Here is a 23,387-nt window from a genome sequence, read left to right on the forward strand (position 1 = left end):
CTACGTGGCCCGGTCGGTGGCGGCGGCGGCCAGCTGGCGCAGTACCTGTTGGGCCATTTGGTGGAGCGAGGAGCGGTCGAGTCTGTCCAGTGCGAGGGTGACCAGGTCGTCGATGACCTGCTCCAGCTGGGCGTGGGCGCCGGAGGCGTCGATGATCGCCCGCAGATCCTGGACGTCGGCCTCGGTGAGCGGCGTACCGAGGGCGGCGTCCAGCCGGCGCGCGTCCTCGGCCGGGGCGCTGTCGAGGGCGAGGGCGACGAGCACTGTGCGCTTGCCCTCGACCAGGTCGTCGCCGGCCGGCTTGCCGGTCGCGGCCGGGTCGCCGTACACGCCCAGCAGGTCGTCGCGGAGCTGGAAGGCTTCGCCGAGCGGCAGGCCGTACGCCGACAGCTCGCCCAGCTGCTCCAGCGAGGCGCCCGCGAGGAGGCCGCCGATGTGGAGCGGGCGCTCGATGGAGTACTTGGCGGACTTGTAGCGCAGCACCGTCATCGCCGCGTCCACGTCGGCCCGGCCGCGCGCCTGGACCGAGACGTCGAGGAACTGGCCGGTGATGACTTCGCTGCGGGTGTGGTCGAAGGCCGTCAGCGCCGCCACGACGCGATCGGACGGGAGCCCGCAGCGGCGTAGCAGCTCGTCGGACCAGGTCAGCAGCAGGTCACCGAGCAGGATGGCCGCGGACGCGCCGTACTGCTCCGGGTCGCCGCGCCAGGACGCCTCGCGGTGCGCGGTCGCGAACGCGCGGTGCGTCGCCGGCCGGCCGCGGCGGGTGTCGGAGGCGTCCATGTAGTCGTCGTGCACCAGGGCGCTGGCGTGCAGCAGCTCGAGGGCCGCGCACGCGCGCAGCAGGGCGTCCTCGTCGGCGACCTCGGGCTCGACGGCGCGGTACCCCCACCAGCAGAACGCCGCCCGGAACCGCTTGCCGCCCGACACCGAGCGGCGGCCCTCCTCGAGGAGAAGGGCGGCGTCGGGGCCGAGCGGAGCGAGGCGCTCGGCCATCTCGTCGAGGAACTCGTCGAGGGTCTTCTGGAGCCGCTCCCGGAAAGAGCCCTCGTCCCACGACGTCATGCGTCGAGGCTAGTGGGCCCCTGCTTCCCTAGACTCCCCCCATGGTTCCGGGCCCCAGTGATCGACCGAGCGCTCCTCGCGCCAGCATCGGCGAGCTCGTCCGCAAAGGGCAGCGGTCCATCTCGTTCGAGTTCATGCCGCCCAAGGACGAAGCGGGGGTCGAGCAGCTCTGGTCCGCGATCCGCGACCTCGAGCCGTACCATCCGACATTCGTGTCCGTGACCTACGGCGCCGGCGGCACCACCCGGGACACGACCGTCCAGATCACCGGCCGGATCGCCCGCGAGACGTCGCTGCGGGCGATGGGGCACCTCACCTGCGTCGGCCACACCCGCGAGGAGCTCGTCGAGATCCTCGAGTCCTACCGGGCGGCCGGCGTCCGCGACGTCCTCGCCCTGCGCGGCGACCCCAAGGAGGGGCCGCGCGCCGAGTGGACGCCGACGCCGGGCGGGCTGACCTACGCCAGCGAGCTGGTCGCCCTGGCCCGTGAGCTCGGCGGGTTCAGCATCGGCGTGGCGGCGTTCCCGGAGGCCCACCCGTCCGCCGCGTCCAAGGACGCCGACGCCCGGGTGCTGGTGGCCAAGGCCGAGGCCGGCGCCGAGTTCGCGGTGACGCAGCTCTTCTTCCGCGCCTCCGACTACGCCGACCTCGTCGCGCGCGTGCGGGCGCTGGGCAGCGACCTCCCGATCCTGCCGGGGATCATGCCGATCACGAACCTCAGGCAGGTCGCCCGGATGGCGGAGCTGTCCGGCGCCGAGCTGCCCGACGAGGTGGCCGCCCGGTTCGACGGGCTCGACGACCCTGCCGACGTACGACGCGTGGGCGTCCAGGTCGCCACCGAGCTGTGCGAGCAGCTGCTCGCCCTCGGCGCCCCGGGTCTGCACTTCTTCACCCTCAACCGGTCGCGCGCGACGCTGGAGATCTTCGAGGCCCTGCGCATCACCGTGTGAGTGCTGGCTAGCCTCGCCCACATGCGCACCGTCACCGTCACCGGGCAGGGCACGGCCCGCGAGGTCCCCGACACCGTCGTCGTCCGCGTCGCGGCCAGCCACCGCGCCGCGGGGGTGGCCGAGGCGCTGGCGGGTGCCGGCTCCGCGGCCGACGAGATCGTCGCGGTCGCCCGGGAGCACACCGAGTCCCGCCGCATCCAGTCCACGACGCTGAACCTCTGGCCGGCCTACGACAACGAGGGCCAGCAGTCCGGCTTCGAGGCGCGCCACGGCCTGGCCGTCTCGTGCACCGACATGGAGAAGGCCGGCGCGATGATCGCCGCGCTCGCCGAGCGGGTCGGCGACCGCCTCCAGGTCGAGAGCGTCGGGCTGGAGATCGGCGACACGGCGCGGGCCGTGCAGCAGGCGAGGTCGGCCGCGTACTCCGACGCCGTCGCGCGCGCCAACCACCTGGCCGAGCTCGCCGGCGAGCGGGTCGACGCCGTACAGGCGATGGCGGAAGGCGGCGCCCCGGTCCCGTTCGCCGACCTGGCGATGTCGCGCGAGGCCAAGGGCGTCGCGATCCAGCCCGGTGAGACGAGCGTCTCGGCCAGCGTGACGGTGACGTTCTCCCTGGTCTGAGGTCAGGCCGGCCCGACGAGCTGGGCCACCAGGGCGGCGGACAGCCCCACGTAGGGCAGCCCCGCGCCCGGGGTCGCATGGGCCCCGGCGGCGTACACGCCCTCGACCGGCGTCGCCGGCCCGAGCCGCCGGAAGGTGGTCCGGCGGCCCTGCCACAGCACGCCGTACGGCGACCCGCCGTACGCCTCGACCAGGTCCCGCGGCGACCGATCGACACGGGTGACGACGTGCGGGCGGACATCGATGCCGCGGCGCACGAGTGCGGTCACCAGGTCCTCGTCGACCCGGCCGCGACCGAGGAGGGTCCAGGACGTGCCCGACCCGCGCAGCGTGATGGTCGGTTCCTTGGCCGACCCGTGCAGCACGGTCTCGTGGGCGAGCCCGGGCGGCTCCTGGGCGAGGCCGAGGTGCACGACGACCGGCGGCATGGCGGGCATGGTCCGCTCGACGTACCCCGCCAGCACCGGCAGCCGGCGCGGGTCGCAGGTCACCACGACCACGTCGGCGTCGACGTCGCCGGTCGACGTGGCGACGGCGGCGACCCGCCCGCCGCGCACGACCAGGTCGCGCACGTCGGTGTCGGTGTGCACCTCGACGCGGCGGGTGGCCAGCCGTGCCGTCAGGGCGTCGGCCAGCGCGCCCATCCCGCCCACGACGGTCCAGGCGCCGAAGCGCTGCTCGACGTACGCCGCCACGCCCGTCCACGCCGGCACGTCGCGCGGCTCGTGCCCCTCGGCCACGGCCGGGTACGTCGCCATCAGCCGCAGCCGCTCGTCCTTCAGGCCGCGGACCCGTCGCGCCAGCGTCTCGCGGCTGCCGAGCAGGTCTCTCAGCGCCGCGGGCAGGTGGTCGGGGGACCAGGGCCGCTCGAGGTACTCGCGGCGCAGCACCTCCCAGGCCTCGGCGTAGGCCTGCACGTGGTCGGCCCAGCGCCGCCCCAGGCCTGCGCCCAGCCCGTCGACCGCCGCCATCTGGGCGGCACGTGAGCCGAACGGCAGCCGGACCGAGCTCCCGTCGGCGAACCGGTGCTCGCGCAGCACGTCCAGCTCGACGAGGTCGAGCTCGCGGTCCAGGGGCCGGCCGCTCTTGCGGAACATGTCACGCACGACGGCGGGCAGCAGGGTCGACGTCGGCCCGCCGTCCCAGGTGAACCCCTCCTGCTCCACCGGGACGAGCGCGCCGCCGAGGCGGGGGCCGCGTTCGAGCAGGGTGACGCCGTGACCGAGCTTCGCCAGGCGGGCCGCGGCGGCCATCCCGCCGTACCCGCCGCCGACGACGACCACCCGTGCCATGTCGGCATTCTCCCGACCGCTGCTCGAGGAGGGCCGTCAGGCCCGTCCCAGACCCGGTGACCCGACCGCTACCGCAGGTCCGGGGCGATGGAGAGGTGGCCGGACTCCACGCCGTACTCGCGCTGGAGCAGCTCGTAGAGAGCGAGGTTGATCCGCGCGACGCGGACGCCGCGGTACAGCGCGGCGCACGGGTCCACCTTCGCGAACAGGCCGGACGGGGTGTCGGCCATCACCAGCACGTTCGAGGTCTCCACGCCGGGCTCGGCGATCTCGAAGCGGCGGCCGTCCCAGGTCAGCGCCTCGGTGATGTCGCCGACCTTCGCGGACTTGGAGAGCGCCACCGCCCGGCCGCTCGGGGCGGCCTCGACCAGCGGCAGCAGCGCCTCCACGTCGGCCACGCGGACACCCGGGTCCTCGCCGAGGACCAGCGCGTCCTGCAGGAGCGAGAACAGCTTGCGGTCGATGCCGGTCACCTGGGTCCAGCCGGCGGACCCGCGGCTGTTGAGCTCGGTCGGCCGGAACCCGTCGGCGGTCAGCACGCCGTCGATGCCGAACGCGCCGCGATAGCCGTACGCCGCGCGCAGGTGCTCGCCGACCCGCTTGGTCGCCGCACGCATCGCCTCGCGGTCCGCCGCCGGCGGCTGCCAGAACGTCGACAGGCCGCCGTAGGTGAACGTCCGCGCCGCCTCGTCGCGCAGGATCGAGATCTCCACCGGCACGAGCACGGCCGTGCCGTCGGGCAGCACGAGGCCGTGGATCGAGCACGGCACGCCGTCGAGGAACGGCATCACCCGCACCTGCTCGCAGCGCGGCAGGAAGAAGGCCAGCGCCCGGGCCTGGTCGGCCTCGTCGCGCACCCACCGCACGTAGTCGCCGCCGCCGTTGAACCCTTCCGCGGTGTCGCCGGACCACACGGCGCCGAGCGGGCCGGCGAGGTCGCGGGTCGCGGCGGCCAGCGCGTCGCGGTCGACCGGCACGACGGCGTACGGCGCCCGGTCGACGCCGGCGGCGTCCCACAGGTGGTCGGCCAGCAGCTTGTCCTCCAGGGCGACGAACGCCGCCGGTCTGCCGGAGACCACCGCGCGGCCGAGGATCGGCTCGTCGGCGGTGACGAACGGCCCGCCGACCCACACGGCGCGGCGGTCCGGGTCGAACGCCTCGACCGCGGCCACGGCGTGCTCGGGGAGGTGCCGGGCCAGATGGTCGAGGGCGCGCAGCTCCTCGGTGACGCTCGTCGTCGGCGGCGGCTCCACGTCGACCACCACGCAGTCACCATCCGCGGGCTTCGGGCCGGCGCCGTGCGAGGTCGCCAGCACCAGCGCGGTGCCGCCGACGGAGCGGATCCAGGAGACCATCTCGGTCCGCGCCGCCAGGATCCCGGGTCCGATGACGACCGGGCGGCCGGCGTACCGCTCCATCAGGCGGTCGCCGACCGCCGCCCGGGTCGCGGCGTCGGTCAGGTCCACGCGGTCACACTAGGTTGACGCCGTGCCCGACCCCACCCTCGGCCTCGTGCTGCTGCTCGGCGGGGCGGTGCTTGTGGGCGCGGTGGTGCAGGGGAGCGTCGGGTTCGGGATCGTGGTCGTCGCGGCGCCCTTCGTCATCTGGGCCGCGCCCGAGCTGATGCCGGGCTCGATGCTGATCTGCGGGTTCGTGATGCCGCTGCTGCACCTGGTGTCACGGTGGCGCGAGGTCGACGGGTCGAGCCTGCGTTCCGCGCTGGCCGGGCGGCTGCTGCTCACCCCGGTGGGCGTCTGGGTGGTCGCGGTGTCCAGCCCCCGGCTGATCGCCCTGCTGGTCGGCGTCCTGGTGCTGGTGGTGGCCCTCGTGTCGGCGTACGCGCCGGCGTTCGAGGCGCGGCCGCGCAACCTGTTCGTGGCCGGGATGCTGACCGGGGTGTCGGGTACGTCGGCGGCCGTGGGCGGTCCCTTCGTGGCGATGACGCTCCAGCACGAGGACCCGGCCACCATCCGCGCGACGCTCGCGGCGTTCTTCACGGTGGGGTCGATGGCGTCGTTGCTGGGGCTGGTCGTGGCGGGGGAGCTGACCGGGTCCCAGGTGCGGTGGGGTGCGATCCTCGTGCCGTTCCTGGTCGTGGGGTTCGTCCTGGCCGGCCCGGTCACCCGGCGGCTCGAGGGCAACCGGATGCGGGTCGCGATGCTGGTGTTCTGCCTGGTCTCCGGGGCCTCGATCATCCTGAGGGCTGCGCTGGGCTAGCTCACCGGGCCGGCTCCCGGTCCTTCCAGCGGCGCCAGCCACGGCGGACGAGCTTGGCCACGACGTACAGCATCAGCAGACCCAGGACGAGCAGGACGGCGGCGACCGCCGCCGCCGCGCGCGGGTGCTGGATGGCGAACCACACCAGCGCCAGCACGGTGATGTCCTCGGCGATGCTGGCTCCGATGTTGGTGACCGGCTCGGGCGAGGAGTTGATGGCCAGCCGGCCACCGGCCTTGACCAGGTGCGAGAGGAGGGCGGTCCCGCCGCCGACGGTGCCGAGGACCGCCTGCTGGAGGGTGTCGGCGTCGCCGGCCATCAGCACGCCGATCACGGCGCCCGCGGTGGGCCGGATGAACGTCGAGACCGCGTCCCACGTCGAGTCGATGTAGGGGATCTTGTCGGCGACGAACTCCATGGCGTACATGAACAGCGCCACGCCCAGCACGTCCCACCGGTGGAGGGCGTCGGGGATCTCGGCGGTCGGGCTCACGCGGTCGGCGAAGCCGAGGACCAGCACGACCAGGTACGCGTTGACGCCACTGGCCCAGCCGCTCGAGAAGACGAGGGGCAGCGAGTCCATGGGTGGACCCTAGGTGGTCTCGGCGTCGATGACCTTCGCCAGCGCGGCCTCGTCGCGGCCGACCACGGTGGTGCCGTCGGCGGCGGTGATGATCGGGCGCTGGATGATCCTCGGGTGCGCGGCCAGGGCGGCGTACCAGTCGTCGCGGTGCGCCTCGTCCTTCGGCACCTCGACGCCCTCCTCCTTGCTCTCCTTCGGGCGTGCGATGTCCCACGGCTCGAGCCCGAGACGGGCGACGACCTCCCGGAGGGTCGCCTCGTCGGGCGGGTCGTCGAGGTAGCGGCGGACGGTGTACGCGATGCCCGCGGCGTCCAGCTCCTCGACCGCGACGCGGCACTTCGAGCAGGCGGGGTTCAGCCAGAGCTCCATGACGGGCTCAGTCCACCTCGATCTCGGTCGCGTCGGTCATGGCGAGCAGCTCGTCGTACGTCGTGGAGTAGACGGCCGCCGGGTGGCCGGCGGCGGCCCAGACGATGTCGTACTCGCCCAGCTGGATGTCCAGGTACGTCGGGATCGGTGACGGGTGTCCGATGGGGGAGACCCCGCCGATCACCTGGCCGGTGTGCTCGCGGACGAACTCCGGGGTTCCTCGCTTGAGCCCGGCGACCCCGATCCGCGCGGAGGTCAGCTGGGTGTCGACGCGGTGCGAGCCCGAGGTCAGGATCAGGACCGGCGAGCCGCCCGCGTCGAAGAGGAGGCTGTTGGCGATCGCGCCGACCTCGCAGCCGAGGGCGGCCGCCGCGAGTGCCGCCGTGTGCACCGACTCTGGAAGAATGACGATCTCGCCCGCGCCTCCGCGGGCAGCGTGCTCGTCCCGGAACCGGGCGATCGCAGCGGGTTCGATCGACATGGCCGCACCCTAGTCAGGGGCGCGCGGACGACTGGAGGAGGGTGCATGGGTCGGCAGTGGCCGAGCTCGATGGTCAACGCCCAGCGGGCCCTCGGCGCGCTCGTGGCGTTGATGGCGCTCGGCACCGTGATGACCGTCCTGTTGGAGGACTCCCTCATCCGCGCCTGGGCCGAGCGGAGCCCCGCTGCCCGCGAGATCCTCGAGGAGGGCGGGATCGACGGGCTGCGTGCGAGCTCGATCTCGCTCCCGGCGTTCGTGCCCGTCGTGGTCGTCATGTTCGTCGTCCTGCTGTGCCTGCTCGGCGTGCTGCGGGTGTTCTTCCGCGAGGGCTACCAGTGGGCGCGGCTGGCGCTGGCCGGTGTCGCGGTGCTGATCGGCCTCGGTTCCGGTCTCATCGCCTTCCGCGAGGACCCGCCGGCGGTGTTCGTGGTGCTCTGCGTGCTCGCCCTGCTGGTCGACGTGGTCTTCCTGGTGCTGCTCTTCCACCGCGACACCAACGACTTCGTCCGGGGTGCCTGGCTGGTCCACCACGACGAGGCCGCGCCCTCGGACACCGCCGCCTGACCTCGCGCACCCGCTGGTCGAGGAGGGCCGGAGGCCCGTCACGAGACCTCTGTCCACCGGTGTGCTCTTCTCCTTGACGGGGTGTCGGCGTCGCGAGGTACTGTTCTCCTAGTCGAACACCTGTTCGATCCGATCCGGCGGGGGCGACCTCGACCCCGCTCCCCGCCGGGTCGGCCAGGGGTCGAGGAGCCGGCGAGAGGTGGGTACGTGATGCGGCGGTACGACGACCCCGTGGAGGTCCGCAAGGGCCCAGTGGGCAACGCAGTCGACGACGTGGAGGGAGCGCTTGAAGGACCGGCGCAGTTCCTGTGGCGGGGCAAGCTGTGGAAGGTCCGCGCGGTGCTCGCGCACTGGGTGGAGACCGGCGCCTGGTGGCAGTCCGCCGGGGCGCGGGCGGTGATCGGCACCGACGACTATTCGGTGGTCGAGCCGGGCGAGCCCCTGGGCGAGCCCGTGTCGAGACCCGGTGACCGAACAGGTGACCTGTTGGCCGAGCGCGAGCTCTGGCGGGTCGAGGCCGCGGCCGGGATGAGCCCCGACCCCGGCGTCTTCGACCTGTCCTTCGACTGGTCCGACGGCTCCTGGCAGCTCGTCGGCTGCGTGGACTGAGGGGTGATGACCACGATGAACCCCTACTCCCTGCCGGCGACCACCCACTCCTACCTCGCCCGCGCGGCCGAGTCGCTCAGCGAGGCGATGACGGCCACCGACGTGCCGACCCGCTACGCCTGCGCCCACGTGGCCGCGCTCCGGGCGGCCGCCGCGCTGCTGGCCGCGCGCGCCCATCCCGCGCCGACCCGCGGCCGCCGCCAGAAGAACGCCTGGGTGCTGCTCGCCGAGGTCGCCCCCGAGCTGGCCGAGTGGGCGACGTTCTTCGCCGCCGGTGCGGCCAAGCGGGCCGCGGCCGAGGCGGGCTCCACCCGCGCGGTCAGCGAGCGGGAGGCCGACGACCTGCTCCGCGACGCCGACCGGTTCCTCGGCGTGGTCGAGCAGTCCCTCGGGCTGGCGCCGCACGTGCCCCACCAGGCCCAGCTCATCGCCCGCGTCGGATAGGGCGGCCGTGGACCCCTTCGTCCACCTGCGCGTCGCGTCCGGCTACTCCCTCCAGCACGGTGCCTCCCACCCGCACGTGCTGGTGGAGCGGGCCGCCGAGCAGGAGATGGACATCCTGGCGCTGACCGACCGCAACGGCACCTACGGCGCGGTGAAGTTCGCGCAGGCCTGCCAGGCCTACGGCGTGCGGCCGGTCCTCGGGGTCGACCTCGCCTACCGGCCGGTGCTGACGGCAGCCCCGCGGTCGGCGTCACGCTCCCGCACACCCACCCGCGGCGGCGAGCTCCGCGACCCGGTCGGCGCCGGACTGCCGCGGGTCACCCTGCTCGCCTCCGCCGGTGGCCCCGGCGGCGGCCGGGTCGGCTGGGCGGCGGTGTGCCGGGCGGTCTCCGCGGTGCACCTCGCCGGCGAGCGCGGGCAGCCGGTCGCCACCCTCGACCTGCTGGCGCCCTGGCTGGCCGAGGGCAACCTCACCGTGCTGCTCGGTCCCGGCTCCGAGCTCGGCGTCGCCGTCGCCCGGCGCCGCGACGACCTGGCCGAGGCCGCGCTGGCCGCCTGGCGCGCGGTGGTGCCGCCCGGCCACCTCCAGGTCGAGCTGGTCTCGCACCGTCTCGGCCGGCCCGGGCCGGGAGCGACGGGGGAGTGGGGTCCCGGCTCGTCCGCGCACGCCGCCCGGATGGCCGGCCTGGCCCGGCGCGCCGGCGTCGGCACTGTGCTCACCAACGCGGTGAGGTACGCCGACCGCCGTGACGCCCCGACCATCGACGTCCTCGACGCCTCCCGTCGGCTGGTCGCCCTCGGCTCTGCCCAACTTCGCCACCTCGGCCCCTCCGATTTCAGGGCGAACGCCGAGGGGTTCCTCAAGTCCGGCAAGCAGATGCTCGAGATCGCCGAGGAGGTCGGCCGGCTCGGGGGAGAGGACCCCCACCGGCTCCTCGCCCGCACCCGCGCCGTCGCCGAGTCCTGCGCCCTCGACCCGCGCGCCGACCTCGGGCTGGGCGAGGTGCACTTCCCCGAGCTGGACGTGGCCGCGGAGCAGGCCGACGCGGTGCTGCGCGCGCGGTGCGAAGGGGCGGTCGGCGACCGCTACGGCTCCGCCCCGCGGCAGCGCATCTGGAAGCGGCTCGACGACGAGCTCGAGCTGATCCGCGGCCTCGGCTACGCGTCGTACTTCCTCACCGTCGCCGACGTCACCGACCTGATCCGCGAGCGCGGGGTGCGGTGCGCGGCGCGCGGGTCCGGCGCGGGCAGCCTGGTCAACTACCTGCTCGGCGTCTCCGGCATCGACCCGATCCGGCACCACCTGCTGATGGAGCGGTTCCTCTCGCCGCTGCGCGCCTCGCTGCCCGACATCGACGTCGACGTGGAGTCCGCGCGGCGCACCGAGATCTACGAGGCGATCCTCGACCGGTTCGGCGGCGAGCGGTGCGTCTGCGTCTCGATGATGGACACCTACCGCGTCCGGCACGCCGTCCGCGACGTCGGCGCCGCGCTCGGCATGCCGCCGCTGGAGATCGACACGATCGCCAAGGCGTTCCCGCACATCCGCGCCCGCGACGCCCGGGTCGCGCTGCGCGAGCTGCCCGAGCTGCGGGCCAGCGGCATCGACGCCGACCGGCTGGACCTGATGTTCGGGCTGGTCGAGCGGCTCGACGGGCTGCCCCGCCACATCGCGGTGCACCCGTGCGGGGTGCTGCTGTCCGACACCACGCTGCTCGACCGCACGCCGGTGGAGGCGAGCTTCGCGGGGTTCCCGATGAGCCAGTTCGACAAGGACGACGTCGAGGAGCTCGGGCTGCTCAAGCTCGACGTGCTCGGCATCCGCATGCAGTCCTCGATGGCCCACGCCGTCGAGCTGATCCGCGACACCACCGGCCACGACATCGACCTCGACGACCGGGCGCAGGTGCCGTTCGAGGACGACGACACCTTCCGGATGATCTCGGCGGCCAAGACCCTCGGGGTGTTCCAGATCGAGTCGCCGGGCCAGCGCGAGCTGGTCGGCAAGTCCGGCCTCGACAGCTTCGACGACATCATCGCCGACATCTCGCTGTTCCGGCCCGGCCCGGTGAAGAGCGACATGATCACGCCCTACCTCGAGTCCAAGCAGGGCTGGAAGGCCCCGACGTACCTCCACGACGACCTGCGCCCGATCCTCGAGGACACCCACGGCGTGGTGGTCTTCCACGAGCACGTCATCGAGATCATCGCGAGGTTCGCCGGGGTCGACTACGCCGAGGCCGACGAGCGCCGCCGTGCGCTCGGTGACGTCGAGGGGATGGCCGAGACCAAGGCGTGGTTCTACCCCGTGGCGCGCGCCCGGGGTTACGACGAGCGGGTCGTCGAGGGCATCTGGAAGATCCTCGAGGCGTTCGCGTCGTTCGGCTTCTGCAAGGCGCACGCCGCGGCGTTCGCGCTGCCGACCTACCAGTCCGCGTGGCTGAAGGCCCACTGGCCGGCGCACTTCCTGGCCGGGGTGCTCACCCACGACCCGGGCATGTACCCCAAGCGGCTGATCCTCGACGACGCCCGCCAGTGCGGGATCAGCGTGCTCGGCCTCGACGTCAACGCCTCGGAGAAGGAGTACGTCGTGGAGTGGCTCGACCCCGAGTCCTCCGTCGTCACCGTCCCGCCGCCGATCCCCACCTCCGGCGTCCCCGACGGCACCGCCTGGGGGATCCGGCTGGCGCTGGCCGAGGTGAAGGGCATCAACGAGGGCGAGGTCGACCGCATCGTGGCCGCCAGGAAGTTCGGCAGCCCGTACGACTCGCTCACCGACTTCTGGCACCGCGCCCAGGTGTCCCGCCCGATCGTGGAGCGGCTGGTGCTGGCGGGCGGGTTCGACGGGCTCTACGGCATCGGCGCCTCCACCGGGATGGTCGACGTCCGCCGGCGTGGCCGGATCACCCGCCGCGACCTGCTGCTCCAGGTCGCCCAGCTCGACCGCCACGCCCGGGCGCTGGACCGTGCCCAGGGACGCAGCCTGCGCGGCCGCGGGCTCGCCTCCGCCAACCAGCTCACGCCCGCGGCGCACCGCGCCGCGGCCGCCGCCCGCCGCAACAGCACCGACCCGCACGCCCGCGACCAGGAGGCCGGCGCACTGCCCGAGCGGCACCCGCTCGCCGAGCAGGGGGTCTGGGCGCGCGCGTCCGCCCAGGCGCAGGACACCCAGCCGCCCCGGCCGGTCGACTCCGTGCAGCTCGCCCTCTCCCTCGGCGACGAGCCGCAGGAGACCGTCACCGGCCTGCCCGAGATGACGCCGGAGGACCGGATGCGTGCCGAGCTGGAGATCCTCGGCCTCGACGTCAGCCGGCACGTCATGGACGCCTACGCCGACTTCCTCGACGCGCTCGGCACCACCCGCAGCAAGGACCTCCTGCACCGCCGCAGCAAGGCCGAGCTGCTGGTCGCCGGGGTCAAGGTCGCCACCCAGACCCCGCCGATCCGCTCCGGCCGCCGGGTCGTGTTCCTGACCCTCGACGACGGCACCGGCCCCGTGGACGCCACGTTCTTCGAGGACGCCCAGGGTCCATACGCCGCCACCGTGTTCGGCTCCTGGCTGCTGGTCGTCCGCGGTGAGCTCCGTCGTACCGGCCGCCGCGGCGTCTCCCTGCGCGCCACCGGCGCCTGGGAGCTGCCCGAGCTGCACGCCCTCTGGCGGGGCCGGGGGATGGACGCCGTGCACGAGCACCTCGCGCGCGTGCCCGAGGGCTACGCCGAGGTCGGCGTGCAGCAGGACGCGACCGGGGACGGCCCGAAGCCCGTGCGCAGCCGGGTGCTGGTGCACTCCAGCGGCTTCCAGATGTCCCCCTACGCCGACGTGAAGCCGGCCGGCGAGTCGGTCAAGGACGTCGCCCGCAAGCTGTGGCACACCAGCCCCGGAAGCCCGGGATGACGGCCCACCCGCGCCCCCTAGGCTGGGCGCCATGTCGACCAGCGAGCGGCCCAGCGTCCGGCGCAGCAGCGTCCGGACCGGCGTGGTCTGGGACGCCGTCACCGCACGCATCGAGCCCGGCGCCAGCGTGGTCGACATCGGCGGCGGCACCGGCGGGTTCGCGGTCCGGCTCGCCCAGCAGGGCCACCCGGTCACCGTCGTGGACCCGAGTCCGGACGCCCTCGCGGCGCTCGGCCGGCGCGCCGACGAGGCCGGCGTCGCCGACCTGGTCACCGGCGTCCAGGGCGACCTCACCGACCTCGGCGCCCACGTCGGCCCGGGTTCGGCCGACGTGGTGCTGTGCCACGGCGTGCTCGAGGTGGTGCCCGACCCCGGCGCCGCGCTCGGCACCATCGCCGGGGTGCTCCGCGAGGGCGGGCTGCTCAGCCTGCTCGTCGCCCAGCGGCACGCCGCCGTCGTCGCCCGCGCGATGGCCGGTCACTTCCAGCAGGCGCTGGCGCTCCTCGACGACCCGGACTACCGGGTCGGGGCCGGCGGTCGCGGCCGCCGCTACACCGCCGACGAGGTCATCGCGCTGCTCGCCGACGCCGGCTTCGCCGTCGAGGCGACCCAGGCCGTCCGGGTCTTCGCCGACCTGGTTCCCGGCTCCCTGCTCGACCTCGAGCCCGGCGCCACCGCCGCCCTGGTCGACCTCGAGCGCGCCGTGGCCGGCCGCTCGGAGTACCTCCCCCTCGCCACCCAGGTCCACCTGCTCGCCACCCGCTAGCCCCCGCCACGGGGACCGGCATGGGTGACCCGTCGCGGGCGTGCCCGATCCTGCACATCGACATGGACGCCTTCTACGCGTCCGTGGCGGTTCGCGAGAAGCCGGAGCTGTGGCACGTGCCCGTCATCGTCGGCGGTGGGGGACGGGGCGTGGTGCTGTCGGCCAACTACCTGGCGCGGGAGTACGGCGTCCGCTCCGGCATGCCCGGCACCCGCGCCCGCCGGCTGTGCCCGCAGGCGGTGGTGGTCTCGCCCGACTACGACGAGTTCGTCACGGTGTCCAAGGCGGTGATGGAGACCTTCCGGCGGGTCACCCCGCTGGTCGAGGCGGTCTCGCTCGACGAGGCCTTCCTCGACGTCCGCGGCTCGACCAAGCGGCTCGGCACCCCGCTGGAGATCGCCGAGCGGCTGCGGGCACTGATCTACGACGAGCAGGGCATCACCTGCTCGGTGGGAGTGGCCGCGACCGTCTCGGTGGCCAAGCTGGCCGGCAAGCGCGCCAAGCCCGACGGCGTGGTCGTCGTACCTCCCGAGGCCATCACCTCCTTCCTGCACCCGATGGAGGTCGGCGAGCTGTGGGGCGTGGGGGAGAAGACCCGCGACCTGCTCCAGCGCTTCGGGCTGCGCACCGTCGGCGACGTCGCGCACACCCCGCTCACCACCCTCCAACGCGCGGTCGGCGACGGGCTCGGCCGCCACCTCCACGAGCTCGCGTGGGGCACCGACCGTCGCGAGCTCACCCCGCGCAGCACCGTCGACGACCCCGAGAAGTCCATGGGCGCCAACGAGACCTTCGGCCGCGACACCGACGACCGCGACGTGATCACCCGCGAGCTGCTCAAGCTGACCGGCCGGGTCACCCGCCGGATGCGCACCGCCGGCGTGGCCGGGCGCACGGTGACGATCACGGTCCGGTTCGCCGACTTCACCACCATCACCCGCTCCCGGACGATCCCCGAGGCGACCGACGTCACCCACGAGGTGCACCGCACCGCCGTCCGCCTGTACGACGCCCTCGGCCTCCAGCGGGCCAGGATCCGGCTGGTGGGGGTTCGGGTGGAGGGGCTGGTGCCGCGCGACACCGTCCACCGGCAGCTGGTGCTCGGGGAGCGGGAGCACGGCTGGCGCGACGCCGACCGGGCGGTCGACCTGGCGAGGTTCCGGTTCGGGGACGACGTCGTCCGGCCCGCCAGCCTGCTCACCTGAGCCCCACCGGACCCGTGGCCCCCAGCCCTTTCCCCGCGCTCGTCCACCCCGAGGTGTGAGACGAGGACACAATTTCGTCAGCCCGCTACCGAACGCCCCGACCCCTGCCTAGACTGGCGGGAACAGGCCATGACCACCGGCGGACCACCGGCGCCACCAGGAGGCAACCGTGCCGCTCTCCGAGGAAGAGCTGCGACTGCTCGAGCAGATGGAGCGTGCCCTCGTCGAGGAGGACCCCAAGTTCGCCTCGACCCTGCGCGGCACCACCCTGCGGCAGTCCGCACGACGCAAGGCGATCCTCGCCGGCGTCGTCTTCGTCGGTGGCGTCGTCATGCTGATGACCGGCGCGATCGCCGAGGTCCCGGTCGTCGGCATCCTGGGCTTCGTGGTCATGCTCGTCTCAGCCACCATCGGACTCACCGTGTTGCGGGGCCAGCGCGGAGTGACAGGCGGCGAAGCCGCCCGCCCCACCGGCTCGACGAGCCGAGGCGGCTTCACCGTCATCGAGGGTGGCCGCACCGGCCGCACCCGCCGCCAGCGCGGCAGCTCCCAGAAGCACGGCTCCTTCATGGACCGCATGGAGGAGCGCTGGCGCCGCCGCCGCGAGGACAACGGCTTCTAGACCCCTACGCCTCACCTGAGCCCGGGACCACCACCCCGGGCTCTCGTCATGTCCGCCCCGAGTCGAGTTGCGCCTCCGATACGTCCGAGTTGCGCGTCCGGCACCTCGCCGCGTACCGGACGCGCAACTGACCTGTACCCGGGGCGCAACTCGCCGGTGCCGGGGGCGCAACTCGCCGGTGCCGGGGGCGCAACTCGCCGGTGCCGGGGGCGCTACTCGCCGGTGCCGGGGGCGCAACTCGCCGGTGCCGGGGGCGCAACTCGCCGGTCGAGTGGGTCAGCCGACGTGGTCGACGACGCCGCCGTACCGGGTCTCCTCGGTGGGGGTGGCGGCGGTCGTGGGGCGACGGCGGGAGGCGACGAGGGAGCGGGGCAGCCACTCGGCGCGGCGGCGGGCGCGGACCGGTACCCCGCCCACGAGCGCCTCGATGACCGTCTCGGCGTCGGCGCGCAGGATGGCGTCCTGGTCGCGGCCCGGAGGCGCGTACCGCTGGTGCTCGATCGTGGTGACGATGCGGGCCAGGGCGGTCTCGGCCTCGGGGGACACGTCCGCGCCATGCCGTGGCCGGGTGGCCGTGTCCTCGCTGGGTGGACGACCGAAGTAGTGGACGAGGTAGGAACCCGTCTCCCGCGGTGACCGGCCCACCGGCCAGGTGAGCCCGAGGTCGATGACGGTGTCGCGCAGCTCGATCCAGACCGGCTCGGGCCCCCCGGCCAAGCGGGCCTCGCGGCGGCGGCGACGTACCAGCCGGGGCAGGAGGGCGAGAGCGACCAGCAGCGCCAGCGCGGCCAGCCCCAGGAGCACGAAGCGCCAGGGGATGCCCAGGCCGACCGCGCCGCTGGAGCCCTGGTCCTGCGGGTTCTGCTCCTTGGCGTCGCTGGGAGCCGTCGGGCGGTCGACCTCGCGGCTCGTCGCCGCGGAGCTCGGCAGGTTGTCGGTCGGGCTGGGGAACTGGACGTCGGTGTAGCTCGGCGCCGTCGTGTCGCCGAACCGCGTCGCCGGGGTCGGCTCGAAGCGCACCCAGCCCGAGCCCGGGAAGAACAGCTCCGGCCACGCGTGCATGTCCCACGCGCTGTAGACCCACGTGTCCTTGTCGACCTGCTTCGGCCTGAGGAAGCCGACGGCCACGCGCGCCGGGATGTTGATCGTGCGTGCCATCACGGCCATCGCGGAGGCGAACTGCTCGCAGTACCCCACGCGCCCACCGGCGTCGAGGAACTCCGCCAGCGCATCGCTGCCGTTGCCCGACGGGCCGTTCGCGAGGGAGTAGGTGAAGTTGTCGCGGAACCAGTTCTGCAGCGCCACCGCCTTCTGGTACTTGGTCGGCAGGTCCGACGTCACCTGGAGGGTCAGCGAGGAGACGATGTCCGGCAGCCCGTCGGGCAGCTCGGTGAACTGCGTGCCGGCCAGCTGGGTCGACGTCAGCGAGTTGTTGAGCGACTGCGGGTCGAGCTGCGGCTGGACCGCCGTCATCGTGTAGTGCTCGCCCTGGGCGTTCGTGTTGTCGTCGAACGCCATGAAGTCCATGGTGCTGAGGTCGTAGCGCCAGTCGCCGGCCGCGTCGATCCTGGAGATCGGGAACTGCGTGGGCAGCCACGTCGAGTCGAAGTTCGGTTCGACGCGGACGTCGTAGTCGTAGGTCTTCCGCGGCACCTGCGAGGACAGGCCCTCGATGTCCGGCATGTCGCCGAACGCACGCTGGTCGGTGGGTGCCTTGCGGTCGCCCGAGGTCCACTCGTTGTCGGAGAACCGGTTGAGCACGGCGACCCGGAGGTACGACGGGTCGGGGTCGGTCGTCGTCACGGTGATCATGGGGACGTCCCGCCCGCGGTCGATGTCCCGCTTGAGGTCGGTCATCGGGTTCACGATCTTGATCTGGTCGCCGTCACCCTGGCCGAACCCGTTGCCGAACACGTGCAGCCCGAACGACGGCACGAACAGCGGGACGACGATGGCCAGCGCCGTCGCCACACCGCCGATGGCGCCGGCCGAGGACCGCAGCGCGCCGTTGCTCACACCGAACCCGCTCGGGTCGCTGTTCGCGTCGTGGCCGAGCGGCCGACCCCAGCGCGCGATCTGGCGGCTCTCCTGGAGGTAGAGCAGCAGCAGGAAGCCGATAGTCGTGATGGTGAAGACGATGAGCGAGACGCCGCCGCCCAGCAGGCTGACCGGCACGCTGTAGATCGTCAGCAACGGCAGGCCGGCCAGCGGCACCCGGCGCATCGTGCCCACGGCCAGGTCGACGAGCAGCAGGCAGGCCGCGCCACCGGAGATCAGCAGCGGGTCGATCGGAGGGACGCCGCGGGGCACCGGAGCCCGGTAGGACTGGGCTGACGCCGAGGCGTCGGCGAAGAGCTGGTGCAGCTGCGTCCAGTAGTCCCCGAGCGGCAGCGGCGCACCGACGAGCTGGAGCGAGAGCACCACGCCCACGACGACGACCTGGGCCAGCACGACGAGCGGGCCGGGCACGCGCAGCCAGCGCAGCAGCGCACCGCTGGTGGCGACCACGATCGCGACCAAGACGAGCGGTCCCATGAAGCCGCCCCAGTTGAGGGCGAAGCCCTTCCACGACAGCAGCGCGAACCACGTGGTCGCGGCGGCGACGCCGGACAGCACGAGTGCGTCGCGCAGCCCGCCGCGGACGCGACCCAACGGCCGGCGGTAGGAGTACGACGCGCTCATCGCGACACCACCTCTCCCCGCAGCTCGTCGCGCGGGATGGACCGGGCGGTGCGCCCGAGCTCCTGCCAGACCGTCTCCAGCCGGTCGCGCGGGCTGAGCCGCACGGCCCGCCAGCCCTGCTGGGCCAGCGTCGAGGTCGCCCCGCCGCTGGTGTGGCGCACGGTGCCCGTCCACGCGTCCACGTCGAGCGCCATCGCCAGGCTCGCGGCAGCGTGGTGGTGCATGCGGCGCAGCACGGGCAGGTCGTGGTCCTCGAGCCCGCCCACGACCGCCACGATCAGGCCGCCCTGCGAGGCCTCGGCCAGCCAGCCGGTGTCGATGCGCGGCTGCTGGATCGGTTGCACGACCGCCAGCGCCTCGAGCAACGGCGCCGTGTTGAGGTCGGCGTCGCGGTAGTGCCAGGCGTTGTTGGGGTCCTCGCCCGCGGCGGTCACGAACCGCACCATGAAGCCGCGCTGGCTCAGGTGCACCGCGATCGACGCGGCCGCCGAGACCGCGGCCTCGAGCGAGGAGGCGATGCCCTGGCCGCGGTGGGCCCGCAGCCGGTTGTCGAGGAAGAGCGTCGCGCGCGACTGCCAGGGCTGCTCCTCGCGGCGCACCATCAGCTCACCCATCTTGGCCGAGCTGCGCCAGTGCACCCGCCGCAGCTCGTCGCCGCGGCGGTACTCGCGCACGGTCACGTCCTCGGCGGAACCGGTGGCGAACGCCCGAGGCCGGTTGTCGCCGGAGCCGGTCCACGCGCCGCCGAGCGGGATCTGGGGGAGCGGCACGGTGCGCGGCGTCACGGTCAGCGACACCGTGGTGTGGAACGCGCGCCCGAGCTCGACCAGCCCGAACGGATCCGAGACCCGCACCGACATCGGGCCGATCTCGAACTTCCCGCGGACGTCGGAGCGCACCTGGTACGACGCGTGGCGGCGCCAGCCCTGGCCGATGCCGTCCAGCACGAACCGCGGCCGCGTGCCGAGCACGTAGGGGACCTGGTCCTCGAGCAGCAGCGCGCCGCTGGGGGTCTTGCCCTCGTTGGTCAGCGTGAGATTGAGCCTGGCCGGCTGGCCGGCGGCCACGATCTGCGGCGACAGCGTGCGCACCAGCGCGAGCCGGTAGCGGCTGCGGCCCAGGACGTACGCCGTCACCAGCGGCAGCGCGAGCACCAGCACGCCGACGCGCGTCAGGGCGTCCTGGCCGAGCAGCACCGCGCACACGATCGCCGTGATCCCCGCAGCGACGAACGCCCGTCCGCGGACGGTCAGGCCGGAGAGGGCCTCACGCACGGGTCCCCATTTATCTCGTCCCCTCCGGGACCGGCACCTGCGCGACGATGCCGTCGAGGATCGCGCCGGTGTTGCGGCCGCTCATCGACGACTCGACACTCGGGAGCAGCCGGTGAGCGAGCACCTGGCGGGCCAGCGTGCGCAGGTCGTCGGGCAGCACGTAGTCACGGCCGGTCATCGCGGCGCTGGCCTTGGCGGCGCGCACGAGGTGCAGGGTCGCGCGCGGGGAGGCGCCCAGGGTGAGCTCCTCGGAGCGCCGGGTCGCCGACGTGAGCGCGACGGCGTACCGGTGCACGGCGTCGGAGACGTAGATCTGGTTGACGATGCCGATCAGCTTGCGGATCTCGGCGGCGTCGGTGACCGGCTCGAGGTCGTCGAGCGGGTTGGTCTGGGTGTGGCTGTCGAGCATCGCGATCTCGGAGGCCTCGACCGGGTAGCCGATCGAGAGCCGCAGCATGAAGCGGTCCCGCTGCGCCTCGGGAAGGGCGTAGGTGCCCTCCATCTCGATGGGGTTCTGGGTCGCGATGACCATGAAGGGCGACTCCAGGTGGTACGTCGCGTTGTCGACGGTGACCTGGTGCTCCTCCATGCACTCCAGCAGCGCGGACTGGGTCTTGGGCGACGCGCGGTTGATCTCGTCGCCGATCACGATGTTGGCGAAGACGCCGCCGGGCCGGAACTCGAACTCGCGGGTGTTCTGGTTGAAGATCGAGACGCCCGTGACGTCCGACGGCAGCAGGTCGGGCGTGAACTGGATGCGGCGCACGGTGCACTCGATGCTCCGCGCCAGGGACTTGCTCAGCATCGTCTTGCCGACACCGGGCACGTCCTCCATGAGGATGTGGCCCTCGGCCAGCAGGCCGATGAGCACCGACGTGATGACGTCGGGCTTGCCTTCGATCACCTTCTTGATGTTGGAGCGCACCCGCTCCACGACCCGGGTCAGCGTCTCCAGGTCGGCGCCGGCGGACGAGGTGGCCGCGCGTCGTGTTCCGGCGGGTGCGTCGGTCTCCGAGGCTTCCACGTGCTGTCCCTTTCCCAGTCTTGCGTGAGGACACGTTCGCCCCACCGGTCCATCGGGTGGGGCGTTGGGGAGAAACCTACGCGCCGATCCCTCTGGTGCCTCTGACTCCCGGGATCACGGTTTGGTTGCGGATTCCGTTCGACCGCAGCCAGCGACCTGACGAGCCTAACCGACCTCACCTCGCTCCGGACCTGCCATCGGCCCTCCACGAAGGCCGTCGCGACGGCGCGCGGCCACGGCGTGGAAAGGGGAGCGGTGTGGGGTGAATGTGGTTGACGGTGGAGCAAAGTGGAGTACAGTGGCGCAAAGTGGAGGACGGCGGCGGGGAAGTGGAGGGTTCGGGATGTTCCTGGGCACCTACACCCCCAAGATCGACGAGAAGGGCCGGCTGTTCCTCCCGGCGAAGTTCAGGGAGGAACTGATGGCGGGGCTCGTGGTGACGACGGGGCAGGAGCGCTGCCTCACCGTCTACAAGCTCGCCGACTTCGCCGAGGTGGCCGCTCGGGTCCAGGCCGCCCCGGTGACCCACAAGGGAGCCCGCGACTACGGCCGGTTCCTCGGTGCCAACGCCAACCAGGACACCCCCGACAAGCAGGGCCGCATCACCATCACGCCGATGCAGCGCGAGTACGCCGCTCTCACCAAGGACGTCACCGTCATCGGGGTCATCAACCGGATCGAGATCTGGGACCCCGAACGGTGGGAGGCCTTCAACACCCAGAACCAGGAGACCTTCGCCGACATCAGCGAAGAGGTCTTCCCCGGTCTCTGAGCCGCACCACCTTCCCCGACATCTCAACAGCGATCGTCCGGCCAGGTCTCAGCCCGCTGGCCACCCTCTGGGACACCTTCCCCGGCCCCAGATGGTGACTTCCCCACAGCGCCCAGCGGGCGGGGGCCTGACCGGACGATCGGCACCACCCGTGCACCACTCCCCGCTCCACACCGCTCCACCAACACGAGGGTCGAGACTCGAATGAGCATCACGCCGGTCACCGAGGCGCACCCGCGGCCCATCCGGGTGCGGCAGCAGGCCCGTGAGGCCGCGGCGCTGATGGCCTTCTCGGCGGCCACGTCGGTGGCCATCGCCGGAGCCCTCGTCCTGCTGGCCCACTGGGGACGCTGAGCCGGCGAGATGAGCGACTTCTCCCACCTCCCGGTGCTCCTCGACCGGGTCGTGGCCCTCCTGGCCCCTGCCCTGGACCACGACGGTGCCGTCCTCGTCGACGCGACCCTCGGCCTCGGCGGCCACACCGAGGCGGTGCTCCAGCGCTGCGAGCTGGCCCGCGTGGTCGGCATCGACCGCGATCCCCAGGCGCTGGCCCTCGCAGGCGGGCGCCTCGCGTCGTACGGCGCGCGCTTCCAGGGCGTCCACGCCGTGTACGACGAGATCCCCGACGTCCTCGACGACCTCGGCCTGGACGCCGTCGACGCGGTCCTCTTCGACCTCGGCGTCTCCTCGCTCCAGCTCGACATGGTCGACCGCGGCTTCGCCTACCGCGAGGACGCGCCCCTGGACATGCGCATGGACGCGAGTGGGGGACCGACCGCCGCCGATGTGCTCAACACGTACTCGGCCCCGGACCTGGCCCGCATCCTCCGGGAGTACGGCGAGGAGCGGTTCGCCCGGCAGATCGCCAACGCCGTCGTGCGGGCCCGCGAGACGCAGCCCTTCACCACCAGTGCCCGGCTCGTCGAGCTGCTGTACGACGTGATCCCGGCGCCCGCACGCCGTACCGGCGGCCACCCGGCCAAGCGGACCTTCCAGGCCCTGCGCATGGAGGTCAACGAGGAGCTCGTCGTGCTGCGACGGGCACTGCCCGCGGCCATCGACGCCATCGCCGTCGGCGGCCGCGTCGTCGTGGAGTCCTACCACTCGCTGGAGGACCGGCTGGTGAAGCGGGCCTTCGCCGACGCGGTCCGCAGCGACGTGCCCGAGGACCTGCCGTTCGTCCCGGCCGGCCACGAGCCCGCCTTCCGGCTGGTCACCCGCGGCGCCGAGAAGGCCGATGCCGCCGAGGTCGACCACAACCCGCGTGCCGCCAGCGTCCGGCTGCGCGCCCTCGAACGACTCACCCCTTCCCCGAGCGCAGGAGTCGCATAGGAAATGAGCAGCCCCGCCTTCCAGATCAGGTCCGGACGTCTCCGCGCCACCGCCCCGGGGTCGATCCCCGGCCGCGTGACCGACGCCCTCCAGCGGGCCCGCCTGACCGTCGTGCCGCGCGCACGGACCAGGACCAGCCCGGTGCCGTTCGTGATGCTGGTGTCCTTCGTGCTGCTGGCCGGCGTGATCGGGCTGCTCATGTTCAACACCTCCATGCAGCAGGCGTCGTTCACCACGACCTCGATGGAGCGGCAGGCCTCCACGCTCGAGGCCCGCAAGCAGACCCTGCAGATGGAGCTCGACCAGCTGCGCGACCCGCAGCGCGTGGCCCGCGAGGCCCAGGGCATGGGCATGGTCATCCCGGCCACGCCGGCCTTCCTCCGCCTCTCCGACGGCAAGGTCCTCGGCACGCCCACCCCGGCCACCCGCGAGAACCCGCTCCGGCTGCTGCCGCAGGCCCCCAAGAAGCCCGCCGTCCTCGACCCGCCGCCGAACGTCGTCACCGTCGTCGGCCAGGCGATCGAGCCGCCGACCGGCGCGGGAGACGCGAGGCAGCAGCAGCAGCACGGTAAGAACGATCACCACGAGCGGCACACCCACGGCAACGACTGAGGAGAGCG

Annotated in this window: 23 protein-coding genes; 14 read left to right on the forward strand and 9 right to left on the reverse strand. The window is 73.2% G+C overall.

Going from position 1 to position 23,387, the window contains the following annotated elements:
• Nucleotides 1-1,065 (reverse strand): polyprenyl synthetase family protein, encoded by a 1,065-nt coding sequence (locus ISU07_RS11700; protein ID WP_194706981.1) that lies wholly within the window; start codon nt 1,063-1,065, stop codon nt 1-3.
• A gap of 41 nt (nt 1,066-1,106) precedes the next feature.
• Here ISU07_RS11700 and metF point away from each other — a divergent pair, with 41 nt between their 5' ends.
• On the forward strand, nt 1,107-2,015 hold the full coding sequence (metF, locus tag ISU07_RS11705) for a methylenetetrahydrofolate reductase [NAD(P)H] (protein WP_194706982.1): 909 nt from the start codon (nt 1,107-1,109) through the stop codon (nt 2,013-2,015).
• A 21-nt stretch (nt 2,016-2,036) separates the two neighbouring features.
• The gene (locus ISU07_RS11710) at nt 2,037-2,636 is read left to right on the forward strand and encodes an SIMPL domain-containing protein (protein ID WP_194706983.1); all 600 of its coding nucleotides are present in this window, start codon (nt 2,037-2,039) and stop codon (nt 2,634-2,636) included.
• Between the two features lie 2 nt (nt 2,637-2,638).
• On the opposite strand, the gene ISU07_RS11715 is transcribed toward ISU07_RS11710, so the two are convergent.
• Complete coding sequence (locus tag ISU07_RS11715) at nt 2,639-3,928, reverse strand: phytoene desaturase family protein (protein WP_194706984.1); 1,290 nt, start codon at nt 3,926-3,928, stop codon at nt 2,639-2,641.
• 68 nt (nt 3,929-3,996) lie between these two features.
• Entirely contained in the window at nt 3,997-5,394 is a 1,398-nt protein-coding gene (locus tag ISU07_RS11720; RefSeq protein ID WP_194706985.1) for a hypothetical protein, read from the reverse strand.
• A 22-nt stretch (nt 5,395-5,416) separates the two neighbouring features.
• Between ISU07_RS11720 and ISU07_RS11725 the strand changes: the two genes are divergently transcribed.
• Nucleotides 5,417-6,145, forward strand: coding sequence for a TSUP family transporter (locus tag ISU07_RS11725; protein WP_194706986.1), 729 nt, complete (start codon nt 5,417-5,419; stop codon nt 6,143-6,145).
• A gap of 1 nt (nt 6,146) precedes the next feature.
• Here ISU07_RS11725 and ISU07_RS11730 read toward each other — a convergent pair whose 3' ends face one another.
• Genes ISU07_RS11730 through ISU07_RS11740 form a run of 3 tightly spaced genes read right to left on the reverse strand, consistent with a single transcriptional unit; the run spans nt 6,147 to nt 7,578 of the window.
• Entirely contained in the window at nt 6,147-6,728 is a 582-nt protein-coding gene (locus ISU07_RS11730) for a DUF4126 domain-containing protein (RefSeq protein ID WP_194706987.1), read from the reverse strand.
• A gap of 9 nt (nt 6,729-6,737) precedes the next feature.
• Nucleotides 6,738-7,097, reverse strand: a complete 360-nt coding sequence (locus ISU07_RS11735; protein WP_194706988.1) for an ArsC/Spx/MgsR family protein — start codon at nt 7,095-7,097, stop codon at nt 6,738-6,740.
• Nucleotides 7,098-7,104: 7 nt separating this feature from the next.
• Nucleotides 7,105-7,578 carry a YbaK/EbsC family protein gene (locus tag ISU07_RS11740; protein WP_194706989.1) on the reverse strand — a complete coding sequence of 158 codons (474 nt, stop codon included), beginning with the start codon at nt 7,576-7,578 and terminating at the stop codon, nt 7,105-7,107.
• A 45-nt stretch (nt 7,579-7,623) separates the two neighbouring features.
• On the opposite strand from ISU07_RS11740, the gene ISU07_RS11745 reads away from it, so the two are divergent.
• The 7 genes from ISU07_RS11745 (at nt 7,624) to ISU07_RS11775 (ending at nt 15,683) form a co-directional block, all read left to right on the forward strand.
• Complete coding sequence (locus ISU07_RS11745; RefSeq protein WP_194706990.1) at nt 7,624-8,142, forward strand: hypothetical protein; 519 nt, start codon at nt 7,624-7,626, stop codon at nt 8,140-8,142.
• Nucleotides 8,143-8,352: 210 nt separating this feature from the next.
• Nucleotides 8,353-8,751: a DUF6504 family protein gene (locus ISU07_RS11750; protein ID WP_228521748.1), complete on the forward strand. Its 399-nt coding sequence runs from the start codon at nt 8,353-8,355 to the stop codon at nt 8,749-8,751.
• Nucleotides 8,752-8,757: 6 nt separating this feature from the next.
• Nucleotides 8,758-9,195: an SAV_6107 family HEPN domain-containing protein gene (locus ISU07_RS11755; RefSeq protein ID WP_228521749.1), complete on the forward strand. Its 438-nt coding sequence runs from the start codon at nt 8,758-8,760 to the stop codon at nt 9,193-9,195.
• 7 nt (nt 9,196-9,202) lie between these two features.
• A complete protein-coding gene (locus ISU07_RS11760; RefSeq protein WP_194706992.1) occupies nt 9,203-13,090 on the forward strand; it encodes a DNA polymerase III subunit alpha in 3,888 nt (1,295 codons plus the stop codon).
• Nucleotides 13,091-13,121: 31 nt separating this feature from the next.
• Nucleotides 13,122-13,856 carry a class I SAM-dependent methyltransferase gene (locus ISU07_RS11765; protein WP_194706993.1) on the forward strand — a complete coding sequence of 245 codons (735 nt, stop codon included), beginning with the start codon at nt 13,122-13,124 and terminating at the stop codon, nt 13,854-13,856.
• 20 nt (nt 13,857-13,876) lie between these two features.
• A complete protein-coding gene (dinB, locus tag ISU07_RS11770; protein WP_194706994.1) occupies nt 13,877-15,061 on the forward strand; it encodes a DNA polymerase IV in 1,185 nt (394 codons plus the stop codon).
• A gap of 169 nt (nt 15,062-15,230) precedes the next feature.
• Entirely contained in the window at nt 15,231-15,683 is a 453-nt protein-coding gene (locus ISU07_RS11775) for a DUF3040 domain-containing protein (protein ID WP_194706995.1), read from the forward strand.
• Between the two features lie 276 nt (nt 15,684-15,959).
• Here the strand turns inward: ISU07_RS11775 and ISU07_RS11780 are convergent, their stop codons facing one another.
• The 3 genes from ISU07_RS11780 to ISU07_RS11790 are packed head-to-tail and all read right to left on the reverse strand — an operon-like array spanning nt 15,960 to nt 20,663.
• Entirely contained in the window at nt 15,960-18,365 is a 2,406-nt protein-coding gene (locus tag ISU07_RS11780) for a transglutaminase family protein (RefSeq protein ID WP_194706996.1), read from the reverse strand.
• A complete protein-coding gene (locus ISU07_RS11785; protein WP_194706997.1) occupies nt 18,362-19,639 on the reverse strand; it encodes a DUF58 domain-containing protein in 1,278 nt (425 codons plus the stop codon). The genes ISU07_RS11780 and ISU07_RS11785 overlap by 4 nt, the downstream gene beginning before the upstream one ends.
• Before the next feature lie 10 nt (nt 19,640-19,649).
• Nucleotides 19,650-20,663 carry an AAA family ATPase gene (locus tag ISU07_RS11790; RefSeq protein WP_194706998.1) on the reverse strand — a complete coding sequence of 338 codons (1,014 nt, stop codon included), beginning with the start codon at nt 20,661-20,663 and terminating at the stop codon, nt 19,650-19,652.
• 343 nt (nt 20,664-21,006) lie between these two features.
• Here ISU07_RS11790 and mraZ point away from each other — a divergent pair, with 343 nt between their 5' ends.
• From mraZ to ISU07_RS11810, 4 genes are all read left to right on the forward strand, one after another.
• On the forward strand, nt 21,007-21,435 hold the full coding sequence (gene mraZ, locus ISU07_RS11795) for a division/cell wall cluster transcriptional repressor MraZ (RefSeq protein ID WP_194706999.1): 429 nt from the start codon (nt 21,007-21,009) through the stop codon (nt 21,433-21,435).
• Between the two features lie 204 nt (nt 21,436-21,639).
• On the forward strand, nt 21,640-21,789 hold the full coding sequence (locus ISU07_RS11800) for a hypothetical protein (protein WP_194707000.1): 150 nt from the start codon (nt 21,640-21,642) through the stop codon (nt 21,787-21,789).
• Between the two features lie 9 nt (nt 21,790-21,798).
• Nucleotides 21,799-22,767, forward strand: coding sequence for a 16S rRNA (cytosine(1402)-N(4))-methyltransferase RsmH (gene rsmH, locus ISU07_RS11805; RefSeq protein ID WP_194707001.1), 969 nt, complete (start codon nt 21,799-21,801; stop codon nt 22,765-22,767).
• A 3-nt stretch (nt 22,768-22,770) separates the two neighbouring features.
• Nucleotides 22,771-23,379 (forward strand): hypothetical protein, encoded by a 609-nt coding sequence (locus ISU07_RS11810; protein ID WP_194707002.1) that lies wholly within the window; start codon nt 22,771-22,773, stop codon nt 23,377-23,379.
• Nucleotides 23,380-23,387 lie beyond the last annotated feature (8 nt).

It is taken from the genome of Nocardioides islandensis, from assembly GCF_015352455.1.
GTDB classification, from domain to species: Bacteria; Actinomycetota; Actinomycetes; order Propionibacteriales; family Nocardioidaceae; genus Nocardioides; species Nocardioides islandensis.